The sequence below is a fragment of the Chryseobacterium sp. JV558 genome, from assembly GCF_033712365.1.
Lineage (GTDB): Bacteria > Bacteroidota > Bacteroidia > Flavobacteriales > Weeksellaceae > Chryseobacterium.
In genome coordinates this window covers 738,868-753,338 of the sequence record NZ_WJHU01000001.1, presented here as the reverse complement: position 1 = coordinate 753,338, position 14,471 = coordinate 738,868, and the positions used below count along the sequence as shown (strand labels likewise).

Sequence of the window (14,471 nt, the reverse complement as noted above, 5' to 3'; positions counted from 1 at the left end):
AAACCAAACATTTAAAGCTCTTGCTCCGCTTTCTTTAAAATACCAATCAATTCCTTCAATTCTTCTTTACTGAATTCAAGTAAATTCTGATTATAATGGCTTGACGGAATTTTTATATAGTTGACCCAGGATGAAAGTTTCTCCCGATAAACACTTCCGAATTCAATAGCGCTCATGGTGACAAACTTATATTTGGTTTCCTGATTTGATTTTTCATTTTCTTTCTGTTCTACAGTCTGAAGAGCCTGAATGAGCTTTCCTAGTTCATTCTTATCTATCCTAAGAGTCCTTTTCGATATTTCATCAAAAGTTTCATATTCATACATCATCCCCAGAAAAGTTTCTGATGAATTATCCGAAGTATCTTTCGATACAATTTTTTGAATATTTAGGTTTTTAAACTTACCTACATTAATAATTTTCTTCTCAATTAATGTCCCTTTCCTTGAATTGATGGTAAGCCCGCGAGATGTTAGTGTAGATCTTTGAATAGGAGGAGGTGTGATTTGAGCAGCTGCCCATGCACTTGATACAAAGGAAATCACAATGATGATTCTTTTCATTAATAGAATTGTTATTAGTTTTTTAAATATATATATTTTCTACTTCTTAATTAGTTTTTTTGTAGAAAATCTTCCATTTTCAAAAATAGCTTTTGCAAAATAAACCCCTTCAGACAGTTCAGAAACATCAGACTTATTTTCTATTACGGTTTTTATTAATTTTCCACCAGCAGAATAGATCTCTATTTTATCAATTTTTTCTTTTGATTTAAACTTTAAATGATGTTCTACAGGACTTTCAAAAGTAATTTCAGGATTATTTTTTATAATTCCTTTTGTTGCTAATGTGGCAGTACCATTTATAAGATATTTAACAATATTAAATGTTTCTCCATCGGTGCTCACCATGATATTATCATCAAAAACCTTTATTGAATTAATGCTGTGATAAATTAAATTAGGATCATTTTCTATATATTCTCCAAATACAGGATCAATAGCTCCATTTTGATTAAGCTTAGAAATATAGTAATAAGTGTATCCGCTGTTATTGAGTTCAGCATAGCCCGCAATATAATAAGAACCGTTTTTTTCATAGATATCCCGAAATTCAAGACCAACAATACCATTATAATTGAATGTAGTATCTGGTGTACCATCGGCATTAAGTCTTCCTAAAACAGGTGGTGTCTGCCACGATAAGTCATTTTTTGCATATACAATTTTATCAGCAGAATCTACTTTTACAATACTGGCTTCTCCACTAAACAAAACTTCTCCATTGCTACCAAAACCAGTCATAGGCTGTCCGTCAACGGTGTATTTTTTTATTGTGCCATTTCCGAAAAAAAGAAGATTAAACTGATTATCTAAAATGATACGAGGAAGATAAGAGCTTTGAAAAGGATTTTGTTGATAAGTCAGTATTTCTCCGTTATTCCCAAAGCTATTGTCTAATGTACCATCAGAATTTAATCTCAATGTATGAGTTTTCGAATCAGTCTGTCCAAAAGAATCCATACTAATTCCTGAAACAAGAATTTTATTTCCCTGCTGTATAAGATTAGTTAATTCAAAAGAAACGGATAAATTGGCCAATGCCTTTATTCCTCCATTTCCAAATGAAGGGTCTAATTGCCCATTGGAAAGTAATTGAACTACATCCAAATAATATGTACTGTTTGTAGAGTCATATCGCTTGAGTAGTAAAGTTAATTTATCATCGGTATGTCTTAGAAATCCAACAAGAGAACCGTCATTGTAGTTCAAGGCAATTTTACCATTCGTGCCAAAAGTCAAATCTAAAGGGCCACTGTAAGTTGTCGCTTTAGAAATAATTAATTGGTTGGTGCTGTTATTGTAGGATTTATAAAATACTGAAGTTGTTGCTGCAGTTAATTCTCCTGCATAAGTGCTTCCCGTTCCTAAATATGAGCTTCCTGCTGGAAGAGTATGAATTCCGTTTGAAGCAAACGTAGGATCTTTAGAAATAATTTGTGCAAAGGAAGCTTGTGCCACGAGAGTAAACACAAATAATAATTGTTTTTTCATTGTTTGGTTTTTTTAATAAAAATTTTTGAGGTTATAATGTAACCTGTAAGTTTATAATTTTTAGGTTGTGTTTTCAAATGTATGATAAAATTTTATAAAAGTAAAAAGATGCTCAGATTTTTGCTTTACAAGACATATCTTTACCCAAGTCCATTTCCCCATAAATGTAACTCAGAAAGAATAGGACCAAGTTTTTTTCCTTTTCCGGTTAACTTGTAGTATACTTCGGGCGGAAAATTGTAGACTTCAATCCGTTCAATAATAAGGTCATCTTCAAGCTGTTTCAATTGCTCTGCGAGTACTTTTTTGGAAACCCGGGGCATGCTTCGCCAAAGTTCCACAAAACGTACTTTATCTTCTTCAAAAAGATTGTGCAGAATCAACGGTTTCCATTTCCCTGAAAGGATATTCAGACTCCGTCTCAATCCACAGTTTTTAAATTCTTCAAAATTCATAAGTCAATGAATATTTATGGTTAACCTTTTGGTAACCTTCGATTGTTTTACTTCAATCCGGCAATAGCTTTGCTGTACAAACTTAGTCAAAATGAAATTACAATTATGGCGCAATGCAACATTGCTATTGAATATTGATGGATTTTCCATCCTCGTAGATCCAATGCTTGGCGAAAAAGGGTCTCTTGGAAAATTCCCAATGGTAGACAACGAATTACTGAATCCTCTGGTAGACCTGCCTTTTAGCAAGGAAGAATTAAAGCTAAAACTGGAAACAGTAGATGCTGTAGTGGTTACCCATCTTCATCCCGATCATTGGGACACCGCAGCTATCGAACTTCTTGACAAAAATATTCCGATCATCTGTTCAGATGTTATTTCGGAACAGATTACAGAACAGGGTTTTACAAAAATTATTGCTGTTAATGACAGGATTCAATGGAAAAATATTGAAATATCTACGACCAAAGGCCAGCATGGAACCGGAGAAATTGGAGAAAAAATGGGACTCGTGAATGGTTTTGTTTTTAAAACAGAAAATAAATCCGTTTATATTACAGGTGACAGCATCTGGTATGACGAAATTGCACAGGAAATTGATAAGCATCAGCCACAACATATTATTGTTGCAGGAGGAGCAGCCACTTTTTCAGTGGGAGATTCTATTATTATGACTAGTGAAGATATTATGAAAGTCTGTGAATACGCTCCGGAATCCACTGTTTGGGTTACTCACCTGGAAGCAGTAAGCCATTGTAAAGAAGACCGGAAATTCATCCGGGAAAAGATCAATGAAAATGGATTAGACAAAAGATGTTTTGTTCCTGATAATGGAGAAGAAGTGGAGCTTCATTTTTAACTTATATACAGGTCTTTTACTTTGATACTGTAAAAATTAAAGACACTCAAAATATAAAAAGGATAGAATCAGAATTCTATCCTTTTTATTGTATGAATAATCACTTTTAATCCTCTACACATTTATTTCTTGCAGCCTTCAGTCCAAAATACAACATCAGCATTACCGCGAAACTTAACAAATAAAATGAGCTGTTCCAGGAAATATCCAAGTCATGAAGTTTTCCAAATAATGGAGGTCCAAATGCAGCAATCAGATATCCTACAGACTGTGCCATTCCCGATATTTTAACAGCATTGATACTGCTTTTTGTTCTCGTAGAAAAAAACAGGATAGACAAACTGAAAGACAATCCGTTAGAAATCCCGATGATAACAGCATTCACATAGATCCACTGAGATTTCAGAAACACAAACATCATCGTACTTCCAAACATCAGAGCGCATATGAAAAGTATCATTACCCTTTGGTCTTTCATTTTACTGGCAATAATCGGGCAGCAGAACGTCACCGGAATCATTGTAATCTGAATCACAAAGAAGACCCATCCGGAGCTTTCTCCCTGCATATGAAAATCTGCAAGAAATGAAGGCAGCCAGGCCACAAGACAGTAATAAAATAAAGACTGCAGGCCCATAAAAACGCTGATATTCCATGCCTGGGCAGATTTAAACATATTAAAATCAGAAGTACTGAGTGCTGTTTTTGGTTGATTCGAATTTCTTTTATTAAAGATAAATTCCAATGCTAAAACAAGGAAACCCAATGCTGCAATAACCAGCCAGATTCCCAAAGAACCTTTCCATCCAAACCCGGTCAGTTCTCCGATTTTCACACTGAAACCAGAGGCTAAAGCCGCTGTAAGATTCATGGATACAGCAAAAATTCCTGTCATAAGCCCAATCTGCTTCGGGAAATTATTTTTAACATATCCCGGAGTGACCACGTTTCCAATGCATATTCCTAATCCAATAAATATAGAACCTAAAAACAACAGCCAAAGAGATCCGCTGATTCGTAGAAATAAGCCAAAACTTAAAATAATCAGGGAATACATCAGAAGTTTACTGATGCCGAACTTATTGGAAAACTTACTCACCAGCACAGAACAGGCTGCAAACATAAACAGTGGGATAGAGGTAAGGAGACTCACCTGAAAATTATCCAGCTTCAATGCATCTCTTACTTCGCCCAACACAGGAGCCACAGCCACAATGGGTGAACGGAGGTTACTGGAAATTAATATAACCACCAGAACATTAATGATTAATAAAACATACGAAGCATTCCTTTTTACTTCATTCTTCATCATAATAAAAACTTTTGCACAAAATTAATATAGTAATTTTGTTTAATTTTGCCAAAGTTTTAACCTAAAACGACATGGATGCTATCGACAATATAAAAATAGATGATCTGAAGAAGCCTTACTTTGTATGGTTTGAAGAAAACTGGGTTCATGATGATGTTTTCCATAACCACCAGAAGGGCCAGCTGGTATATGTGGAAAACGGTTTTCAGTACATTACCATTGAAGAGAAAATCTACCTTCTCCCACAAAACCATGCCGTATGGATTCCTCCGAATGCCGTTCACAAAACAAATTCCCATTCCGAAAAGATCAAACTGATGATCATGTTTGCAGATATTAGTATAAAGAATCCCTTTTATCATGAGATCAACGTGTTTTCTGTTCCTCCAGTTTTAAAAGAAATGATAAAATATGCAGAAAAATGGTCTAAGCAAATGACTTCAGATGATAATGAAAATCTATTTCTGAAAGCACTCTTCAACGAACTTCCAAGATTTGTAGAACATTCATTGACACTTCACATTATTCTTCCAAAAGATCAGCGCCTTACAAAAGTCATTGAACATCTGCATAATCACTACCGGGATGAAATAAAGATGGGAGATCTCAGCGATACAGCTCTTTTATCTTTTCGTACATTGGAGCGTATTTTCAAAAAAGAAACCGGGCTCACCTTAAGCAAATATCAACAGATGCTTCGTATCATTAAAAGTCTGGAGTTTCTGAGCGCTGGCCATCTTACCATTTCAGAGACAGCTTATGAAGTAGGGTACAAGAGCGTGCAGGCCTATACCAGAAGTTTTTTGTCTGTGATGCAGTTCAGGCCTACAGATTTTATTAAAACGATTCAATAGCCGTTTAAAGCATTTCCAGAGGCGGTCGAAATATATAGAAAAAGAGACTTATTGAGATCTTAAAACTTTGAGTAATCCTTTGTAGAAAAGCAATTGGCTTGTTAAAAAAAAGAGATATTTCACATTTAGTCAATTTTTCCACTTCAGCAGTCAATATTCTATTATGACATAATTTAAAATAAAAAGGTCTCCACGAATGGAGACCTTAAAAAAACACAAATGATGAAAAAAAATTATTTCGATTCACAAATATAAACAAAAATCACATTATGCAAAACATCATAAGCTTATTTTTTTTAAAAATTATTTATTTTAAGTAAAAAAAAATATTCTCTAAATGATTTTAGTTTTACTTAGGATTCCGAAATTATTTATACAAAAACATATCCAGTTAAATATAATTCGCGCCCTGATGAATTGTGAACTGTTTTTTAGTTCAAACAGAGAAGTCCCAAAAAGTGAATTATGATCAAAACAAAGGACTCTTTAAACCAATACTCAAACATATGTTTAACTTTTTCATGACTCTACTCATAAAATCTATAAGTTTTTTGCAGTATTTTTTCAAAAAACATATTGCATGAGTCCCAAAAAATTCAAAGGAGTTCCTAAACAAAAATTCGGAGGTTTCCATGATACGGAAACCAGAAAGTTATTTGAGCAGGACTTGATGTCGTTGAAGTTTGAAACATTAAAAGAAAGATTGTTCTCAGTCAATAAGTGGGAAAGTTATTGTGGGAAGGCATTTGCAGCATTTAAGCTTTATGACTTCGGTAGCAATCCGGTAGATCGTGAACCACAAAAAGGAGATTTCATCAGGATTGATATTCCGGGGCCGGGAGAACCTGAGGCCAAAGGATATGATTGGGTAGAGATTACAGATATCTGCTTCTACCAGAACAGCTTTGCTGAAAGCATAACAATGACCTGCAGGCCATCCAGAAATCCTGAAAGTAAAAAGAACCGCCATATTGCTCATTTTTACAGTTCCGGAGCAAGCTCTACCTTTATGATATCGAAAAGTCCGGCTCATTTAAAAGCAGCAGTATACGGGCGAAATGAAAGACCTAATCTGAACGCGAAGTTCCTTGATATCATCAGGAATCTTGTTACCGCTGCAGGAGGAATGATGGGAGCCGCCAAAATACAATGGAAACAGCTTACCGATGGTTTTTTAGATTTTGAATAACTATTTTCTGCCTTTTTTGATCTAGATCAAAGTTTAGTATTTGTTGTACAGGGACATTTGCACCCGAATATTTTAATCAAAATTTATGAGTACAACATTAGAAAAAGGGCAGACTATTAATTTTTATCAGGCGACCGCTCCCATTATCATTTCGGTATTCGGAGTTTACCTTACGATAGGAATTGCTTTGGGAATACTTCCCGGGTTTGTCCAGAACACATTAGGTTTTGACAGCGTTATCGTGGGGCTTGTTATTGGTCTCCAGTCATTGTCAACACTTTTGACCCGCGCGTATTCTGGGAAGATTACAGATACTAAAGGTGCCAAGAAAAGTAAAATGTCCGGGGTGGTATTAGCTGTTATTGCCGGGATTATGTATATACTGGCAGTACTGTTTCAGGCTCATCCGCTACTGGCACTTGTTTTTCTGCTGGTGGCAAGAATCATCCATGGTATTGGGGAAAGCTTTCTGGTTACCGGAGCATTAACGTGGGGAATAGGGCTGGTAGGACACTCCAATTCCGGGAAAGTAATGACTTGGAACGGTATTGCCATGTATGCAGGAATTTCGATGGGAGCTCCTGTCAGCATCTGGTTGAGTAAAGAATACAATATGCTGCCTGCCTTTATCCTTATGGCCCTGCTTCCTCTTGTAAGCTGGCTTTCTACCGCCAAACTGCCTTCTATTCCTGTAGATAAAGATCACGTACGAACGCCTTTCTACAAAGTAATTGGTGCAGTATCAGGTCAGGGGCTGAGTCTTGCTTTCTCATCAATGGCTTTTGGATGCATTGCTTCTTTTATTGCTTTATTTTTCTCACAAAAGCATTGGGGAGATGCTTCACTTGCTTTTATGGTCTTCGGAATATGCTATGTTCTTACCCGAATTTTCTTTGCTTCTTTTCCTGATAAATACGGAGGTTTTAAGATTGCATTCCTCTCTCTGATCATCGAAGTGGCAGGGCAGCTGCTGATCTGGACATCTGCTTCCAAAACATTAGCCATTATCGGATGTGGATTGACCGGGGTGGGATTTTCATTGGTCTTTCCGGCTTTGGGAGTTCTTGCCATTCAAAAAGTAAAACCACAAATGAGAGGAACCGCATTAGGAGCCTACGTGGCTTTCGTTGACCTTTCATTAGGACTGGCAGGGCCAATAGCAGGACTGATTGCGGGCTGGTTTGATTATCAGACAGTCTATCTGTTCGGAGGAATCAGCTGTGTTCTGTCTATGCTTATTTTACTATTTAATAAAAAATAAAAATGGAAAAATCTATAATCACTCAGGCAGAGAAAACTAAAAAAATACGTTCTGCATTTATCGTTAAAAATAAACAATATCTTACTCCACATCTTATTCGTGTAGTATTTGAAATCAATGAACATCAGATTGAACTGCTAGCCAATGTACGTTCAGGTTCTAATAATAAAATCTTTGTTCCGGCTGAAGAGGGAGGCGTTCCTTTAATCAGAACATATACCAACAGAAAAATTGATCTGGAAAATAGGGAATTAAGTATAGATTTTGTTGCCCATGGTGATAACGGACCTGCTTCTGCCTGGGCATCACAAGCGAAATCCGGTGATTCTTTGGAAATAGGAATGAAAGAAAGTACAAGGCCTCTGATTCCTGATGCCGATTTTTATCTGCTGGCAGGAGATGCAACAGCCTTACCCATTATTTGTGCCATTGCAGAGCAGTTTCCTCCTTATGTGACCGCAAAAATAATATTGGAAGTTACAGATAAGGATGATGAACTTATTCTGTGTTCCGCAGCAAATATTTCAATTGAATGGCTTCACAATCCTCATCCGGAAGAGGGAAGCCGGCTCGCAGAAGTTGTAAAATCTGTTCAGTTTCCCTCAGGAGTTTTGAAAGAATATGTCTATATCGCTGCAGAATATGCAACCGTACAGGAACTTCGTACCCATTTCAAAACAACTCTGCAGTGGGATCCACATGGTTTGTATATTTGTTCATACTGGAAAGCCGGACAGGCAGAAACCCCATAGACAATGTGGAATAAAAGAGGTAAGCAAAGCCATTTATTGCTATTTTTGCTTACATGCAGGAAATTTTAACTTCATATATTAAAAATAGAATATCAGTAACGGATAAAGAATTGGAAACCATTCTTTCTTATTTCAGGCTTGCTCAATTAAAAAAGAATGAGATGCTCCTTTCTAACGGACAATACAGCCAAAGAACATTTTTTGTGGTAAATGGCTGTCTCCGTATATTTTTCATCAATGAAGAAGGGCAGGATTCCACCCGCTATTTTGCCTTTGAAAATCAGTTTGCAACAGCACTTACCAGTTTTATTACTTCTGAACCCTCCGATGAATTCATTGAAGCCGTGGAGGATTCAGAAGTATATTATATCACTCATAAAAATTTTTATCATCTCCTGGATATTATTCCACAATGGGAAAAGTTTTACAGAATATATCTGGAAACTGCTTATGTGAATAATACAAAGAGACTGATGTCTTTCCTGGTTCAGGATGCCCTTGAAAAATACCGTCAGCTGCTGGATGAAAATCCTGTTGTAGTAAGAAGACTTTCTAATAAAATGGTGGCTTCCTATCTTAATATCTCCCAGGAAACTCTAAGCAGATTGAAGTCAAGACTTTGATTTTTTGTTTGATAAACCTAACATTATTTAGGAATAGCTAGTATTTATTTAAACCACTTTTAAACTGGCTAAAATTATCAAAAAATTAATACTGGAGCCTGTTTAAGAAAAATTTAAGCCTTATATTTGCAGCCATGTTAAAATGGTTCTCCATATTATGCTCAATGATGTATGTGCTGGCTACCACCAATGCGGGGGAAGTACTGAAGGTACCTATGTTTGTGGAACATTTTATGGAATACCACGGAAGCTTATCAGAATTTGTCATGGAACATTATGATAATCACAAACAGGATTCTGACTGGGATACTGATCAGAAACTGCCGTTTATCAATCCACCCATTGTATTGACTGTACATGCCCAGCTTCCGGAACTGACATTCGAAATAAAAAAACCTAAAGAAATTACTGTTTCCCCAAAAAACAGTATTTATAAGGAAAAAGATTTTTCCAATCATTACCTTTCTCAGATTTTCCAGCCTCCACGGCTTTCTTAACTGATTTTATACTGACATTGCTTTAGCTTTAAAGCAGTCCATTTATTATTACATATCAATTTAACCTTTCGTGCATTATAACGCTGTTTATGATGTCTTTACTACATTTTGTTTAAATTTTTCAGAATGATAAGTTTACAACAAAACAGATGAGTATCAAGTAGATATTCTTACTGAATGGTATGATGTCTTCTTTACTTCTGTAACTGAACAAATAAAGACTTCAGCAACTTTTATAAGACACTCCGGGTTATCAATTAATAATTTTTTCCATGTTAAATAAAATTATTGAGTTTTCTGTAAAGAATAAGCTCATCATTGCTCTGTTTACAGTGGGGCTTATCCTTTTGGGGGTCTATGAAACCACAAAACTCCCCATAGATGCTCAGCCGGACATTACGAATAATCAGGTCCAGATCATTACCACAGCGCCTTCTTACGGTGCGGCAGATATAGAACGTCTTGTTACATTTCCTATTGAACAGGCAACCAGCAACATCAGCGGAATTACAGAACTTAGAAGTTTTTCCCGTTTCGGACTTTCATTAGTAACGGTAGTTTTTGATGATAAGACTGATGTCTATTGGGCACGCCAACAGGTTCAGGAACGTTTACAACTTGTTCAGGACAATATCCCGGAAGGAATCGGAAAACCGGAACTGGGACCAATTTCTACAGGATTGGGGGAAATTTTCCAATATGTTGTAAGAGCCAAAAAAGGATATGAAAATGTTTATGATGAAACTGAACTCAGAACTATTCAGGATTGGGTAGTCAGAAGACAGCTTCTGGGAACTAAAGGAGTGGCTGATGTCAGCAGCTTCGGTGGAAAACTGAAGCAATATGAAATTACCATTAATCCTAACAAACTTCAGGCATTCAACATCAATATCAACGATGTTTTTGGGGCATTGGAGAAGAATAACCAAAATACAGGAGGTGCTTATATTGAGAAGAAAGAAACCGTTCTGTTTATCCGCAGTGAAGGACTTCTGGGAAGTACGGAAGATATCGGAAGTATTCAGGTGGCAGAAACCAAAGAAGGTATTCCGGTACACATTAAAGATGTTGCTTCCGTGAAGATAGGTTATGCAACAAGATATGGCGCCATGACCTATAATGATACCGGAGAAGTATCCGGAGCTATTGTACTGATGCTGAAAGGGGAGAATGCCAACGTAGTGATAGGAAATATTAAACAAAGACTGGAAAAAATTCAGGAATCATTACCTGAAGGTGTTGTTATTGAACCTTTTCTTGACCGTGCTAAAATGGTAAATAATACCATCAGTACGGTAAAAACAAACCTAATGGAAGGAGCTTTGATTGTTGTCTTCATTCTGGTTGTATTCTTAGGAAACTTCAGAGCAGGATTATTGGTAGCTTCCGTAATTCCTTTAGCCATGCTTTTTGCTATCATCATGATGAATATTTTTGGTGTAGGAGGAAATCTGATGAGTCTTGGAGCACTTGATTTCGGGCTTATTGTAGACGGTGCCGTCATCATCGTAGAAGCGGTGCTGCATCAGCTGGCCCACAAAAAGCATTTCGGAAAAGACAATATGCTCAGCAAAAAAGAAATGGATGACCAGGTTTCCGGTTCTGCTACCAAAATGGTGAACAGTGCGGTTTTCGGGCAGATCATTATCTTAATTGTATATCTTCCGATTTTTACGCTTCAGGGAATTGAAGGTAAAATGTTTAAACCAATGGCTCAGACCGTTGCATTTGCCCTGATTGGTGCATTTATTCTTTCCCTTACTTATATTCCTATGATGAGCGCTCTGGTATTGAGCAGAAAGAAGAAAGAAAAAGAAAATATTTCAGACCGCGTAATGGGCAAAGTGGAAGCAGGCCACCAGAAATTCCTGATAAAAGCTCTTAAATACAGAAAAACTATTATTCTGGGAGTAATAGTACTTTTTGCTGGTGCTATTTTTACCCTTTCCAGAATGGGTGGTGAATTCATTCCATCTTTGGAAGAAGGTGATTTTGCGGTTGAAATGAGAATCCTTCAGGGAAGCAATATTAACGAAACCAAAAAAGCAACCACTCAGGCAGCCAATATCCTTTTAACCCAGTTTCCAGAAATAGAAAAGGTGGTTATGAAGATTGGCAGTGCAGAAATTCCTACAGAACCGATGCCCATGGATTCCGGAGATATGATCATTGTTTTAAAACCTAAAAAGGAATGGACTTCTGCAAAAACATTTCCAGAACTATCTGATAAAATGAGTAAGGCATTAAGCGTTATCCCAGGATTGACCACCAGTTTCCAGTTTCCTGTACAAATGCGATTCAATGAGCTGATGACCGGAGCCAGACAGGATGTTGTATGTAAAATTTATGGAGAAGATTTGGACAGCCTTGCCACTTACGCAAAAAATATAGGAAGTATCATCAATACAGTAAAAGGAGCTCAGGACCTTTACATTGAGCCCGTTGTAGGAGCTCCACAGGTTGTGATTGATTATAACCGTTCAGAGCTATCCCGTTATAATATTTCCGTAGCTGATATCAACAAGGCTGTCAATATGGCTTTTGCAGGACAGACGGCAGGTGCTTTATACGAAGGAGAGAAGAAGTTTGATATCGTTGTCCGAATGGATAATGAACATAAAAAAGACATCACCAGTATCCGGAATCTTTTGATACCGACCGCTTCAGGAGAGCAGATCCCATTATCACAGCTGGCTAATGTAAAGCTTAAAAACAGCCCAAACCAGATCCAGAGAGAAGATACCAAAAGAAGAATTATCGTAGGATTTAATGCAAGAGGAAGAGATGTTCAGAGTATAGTGGAAGAGCTTCAGCAAAAGGCGGGTAAAAACTTGAAATTATCGCCTGGATATATCGTTTCTTATGGAGGAGCTTTTGAAAATTTAAATGAAGCCAAAGCCAGACTCGGAGTAGCTGTTCCTATTTCATTAGTGATGATCTTCCTGTTGCTGTTCTTTGCTTTTGGTTCTGTAAAACACAGCTTACTGATCTATACTGCCATTCCATTGTCAGCCATTGGAGGTGTTTATTTTCTGGCGTTGAGAGGAATGCCTTTCAGTATCAGTGCGGGGGTAGGATTCATCGCTTTATTCGGAGTCGCCGTACTTAATGGAATTGTTTTGATATCAGAATTTAACAGATTGAAAAAGAACGGAATATCCAACACGAATAGAATTGTACTGATAGGGACAAAAATCAGACTTCGTCCGGTTTTAATGACTGCTTTTGTTGCTTCATTAGGATTCCTTCCTATGGCGATCAGCAACGGTGCCGGAGCAGAAGTACAGCGACCTTTGGCCACCGTTGTTATTGGTGGATTGATGCTCGCTACACTTCTCACCCTTTTTGTACTTCCTATTCTCTATGTTTTATTCGAAAATATTAATAAAGATAAAATGAAATTCTCTAAAAAATCCAACTATAAAAAACTGTCTGTTTTCTTACTACTGATCTCTTTCGGAAGTTTTCAGGCTCAGGAAAATATTACTTATGACCAGGCATTGGAAAAGGCTTATCAGCAAAATGGAACCCTTAAAAACTCAAAATTAGTATCTGAATATCAGGAAAAACTGAAAGCCAGCTATCTGGATATTCCACAGACGGAAGTTACGGGTGGATTTGGGCAGATTCAGGGAGAGGAAACCGATAATTCTTTTGGAATCTCTCAGAGATTTAGTTTCCCTACAGTCTATTCAAAAAGAAAACAAATGCTGGATGCAGAATGGTCTGCGAGTATCATCAATCAGAATCTGACCAAAACACAGCTTACCAAAGAGGTTACAGACGTTTTCTACAGAATATTGGTACTTCAGGAGAAGAAAAAAGTATTGGAATATATCAGCCAGATGTACAATAATTTTGCTGATAAGGCCGGATTAAGATTAAAAAAAGGAGAAGCCAATATTCTGGAAGAATCAACCGCTGAAATACAGAAAGAACAGGTGAAAGTGCAGCTGAACACCCTTGAAAATGATCTGAATATGGCAAAACTCCAGCTTCAGTTATTACTTCAGTCCGAAACTTCTTACCAACCGGTTGCTGATCAACCGATAATGAATATTGGGCTTCAGATTTCTGAGGAAATGGTAAAACAACATCCCGAACTTCAGCATCTGCAGCAACAGATCAAAGTAGGAGAGGCCGAAGTACAGCTGGAGAAAAGCAAACTTCTTCCGGATCTTCTTGTTGGATATACCAACCAGAGTATGAAAAACATTAATAACAACCGTTTCAATTCGGTTCAGGTGGGAGTAGGAATTCCATTGTTTACAAAGGGACAAAGAGCTTTGGCAAAGGCTGCACAGGCAAAAATTGCCATCTCTGAAAATCAATATCAGAGAAAAGAAATTGAGCTTAAAAACAGATTGAGACAACAACTGAATAATTATATGAACCAACAGAGAATCATTGAAAATTATCAACAAAAACAGCTTCCAAAATCTGAAACCATTTTAAAAACGGCTCAGAAACAGATGGAAGTAGGAGAAATTGATTATCTGGATTGGGTCATATTGGTGAATCAGGCCGTAAAAACCAAGGCAGATTATATCGATCAGCTGGAAAAACTGAATCAGATCAGTGCCGAACTTAATTTCTTAATTTCAAAATAACAACG

At 36.9% G+C, this 14,471-nt stretch carries 12 protein-coding genes; 8 read left to right on the top strand and 4 right to left on the bottom strand.

Annotation, left to right across the window (positions count from 1 at the left end; genetic code table 11):
• Positions 1-11: 11 nt before the first annotated feature.
• From GFU89_RS03485 to GFU89_RS03475, 3 genes are all read right to left on the bottom strand, one after another.
• The gene (locus GFU89_RS03485) at positions 12-563 is read right to left on the bottom strand and encodes a hypothetical protein (protein ID WP_318845821.1); all 552 of its coding nucleotides are present in this window, start codon (positions 561-563) and stop codon (positions 12-14) included.
• 39 nt (positions 564-602) lie between these two features.
• Positions 603-2,054, bottom strand: a complete 1,452-nt coding sequence (locus tag GFU89_RS03480; RefSeq protein ID WP_318845820.1) for a T9SS type A sorting domain-containing protein — start codon at positions 2,052-2,054, stop codon at positions 603-605.
• Between the two features lie 140 nt (positions 2,055-2,194).
• Positions 2,195-2,509 carry a helix-turn-helix domain-containing protein gene (locus GFU89_RS03475; protein ID WP_318845819.1) on the bottom strand — a complete coding sequence of 105 codons (315 nt, stop codon included), beginning with the start codon at positions 2,507-2,509 and terminating at the stop codon, positions 2,195-2,197.
• A 91-nt stretch (positions 2,510-2,600) separates the two neighbouring features.
• Here GFU89_RS03475 and GFU89_RS03470 point away from each other — a divergent pair, with 91 nt between their 5' ends.
• Positions 2,601-3,368, top strand: coding sequence for an MBL fold metallo-hydrolase (locus GFU89_RS03470; RefSeq protein ID WP_318845818.1), 768 nt, complete (start codon positions 2,601-2,603; stop codon positions 3,366-3,368).
• A gap of 106 nt (positions 3,369-3,474) precedes the next feature.
• On the opposite strand, the gene GFU89_RS03465 is transcribed toward GFU89_RS03470, so the two are convergent.
• On the bottom strand, positions 3,475-4,680 hold the full coding sequence (locus GFU89_RS03465) for an MFS transporter (protein ID WP_318845817.1): 1,206 nt from the start codon (positions 4,678-4,680) through the stop codon (positions 3,475-3,477).
• Between the two features lie 71 nt (positions 4,681-4,751).
• Between GFU89_RS03465 and GFU89_RS03460 the strand changes: the two genes are divergently transcribed.
• The 7 genes from GFU89_RS03460 (at position 4,752) to GFU89_RS03430 (ending at position 14,466) form a co-directional block, all read left to right on the top strand.
• Positions 4,752-5,534: an AraC family transcriptional regulator gene (locus GFU89_RS03460; RefSeq protein WP_318845816.1), complete on the top strand. Its 783-nt coding sequence runs from the start codon at positions 4,752-4,754 to the stop codon at positions 5,532-5,534.
• Between the two features lie 580 nt (positions 5,535-6,114).
• Positions 6,115-6,723, top strand: a complete 609-nt coding sequence (locus tag GFU89_RS03455) for a hypothetical protein (protein ID WP_318845815.1) — start codon at positions 6,115-6,117, stop codon at positions 6,721-6,723.
• Positions 6,724-6,808: 85 nt separating this feature from the next.
• On the top strand, positions 6,809-7,984 hold the full coding sequence (locus tag GFU89_RS03450) for an MFS transporter (protein ID WP_318845814.1): 1,176 nt from the start codon (positions 6,809-6,811) through the stop codon (positions 7,982-7,984).
• A gap of 2 nt (positions 7,985-7,986) precedes the next feature.
• On the top strand, positions 7,987-8,736 hold the full coding sequence (locus GFU89_RS03445; protein ID WP_318845813.1) for a siderophore-interacting protein: 750 nt from the start codon (positions 7,987-7,989) through the stop codon (positions 8,734-8,736).
• Between the two features lie 53 nt (positions 8,737-8,789).
• Positions 8,790-9,359 (top strand): Crp/Fnr family transcriptional regulator, encoded by a 570-nt coding sequence (locus tag GFU89_RS03440; RefSeq protein WP_318845812.1) that lies wholly within the window; start codon positions 8,790-8,792, stop codon positions 9,357-9,359.
• A 134-nt stretch (positions 9,360-9,493) separates the two neighbouring features.
• Positions 9,494-9,856: a hypothetical protein gene (locus GFU89_RS03435; protein ID WP_318845811.1), complete on the top strand. Its 363-nt coding sequence runs from the start codon at positions 9,494-9,496 to the stop codon at positions 9,854-9,856.
• A 272-nt stretch (positions 9,857-10,128) separates the two neighbouring features.
• Positions 10,129-14,466, top strand: coding sequence for a CusA/CzcA family heavy metal efflux RND transporter (locus tag GFU89_RS03430; protein WP_318845810.1), 4,338 nt, complete (start codon positions 10,129-10,131; stop codon positions 14,464-14,466).
• Positions 14,467-14,471: the final 5 nt, after the last annotated feature.

Bases quoted from the DNA above. Each gene is read 5' to 3' on its own strand.
- GFU89_RS03485 (WP_318845821.1), bottom strand. From the start codon at position 563: ATGAAAAGAATCATCATTGTGATTTCCTTTGTATCAAGTGCATGGGCA.
- GFU89_RS03480 (WP_318845820.1), bottom strand. From the start codon at position 2,054: ATGAAAAAACAATTATTATTTGTGTTTACTCTCGTGGCACAAGCTTCC.
- GFU89_RS03475 (WP_318845819.1), bottom strand. From the start codon at position 2,509: ATGAATTTTGAAGAATTTAAAAACTGTGGATTGAGACGGAGTCTGAAT.
- GFU89_RS03470 (WP_318845818.1), top strand. From the start codon at position 2,601: ATGAAATTACAATTATGGCGCAATGCAACATTGCTATTGAATATTGAT.
- GFU89_RS03465 (WP_318845817.1), bottom strand. From the start codon at position 4,680: ATGATGAAGAATGAAGTAAAAAGGAATGCTTCGTATGTTTTATTAATC.
- GFU89_RS03460 (WP_318845816.1), top strand. From the start codon at position 4,752: ATGGATGCTATCGACAATATAAAAATAGATGATCTGAAGAAGCCTTAC.
- GFU89_RS03455 (WP_318845815.1), top strand. From the start codon at position 6,115: ATGAGTCCCAAAAAATTCAAAGGAGTTCCTAAACAAAAATTCGGAGGT.
- GFU89_RS03450 (WP_318845814.1), top strand. From the start codon at position 6,809: ATGAGTACAACATTAGAAAAAGGGCAGACTATTAATTTTTATCAGGCG.
- GFU89_RS03445 (WP_318845813.1), top strand. From the start codon at position 7,987: ATGGAAAAATCTATAATCACTCAGGCAGAGAAAACTAAAAAAATACGT.
- GFU89_RS03440 (WP_318845812.1), top strand. From the start codon at position 8,790: ATGCAGGAAATTTTAACTTCATATATTAAAAATAGAATATCAGTAACG.
- GFU89_RS03435 (WP_318845811.1), top strand. From the start codon at position 9,494: ATGTTAAAATGGTTCTCCATATTATGCTCAATGATGTATGTGCTGGCT.
- GFU89_RS03430 (WP_318845810.1), top strand. From the start codon at position 10,129: ATGTTAAATAAAATTATTGAGTTTTCTGTAAAGAATAAGCTCATCATT.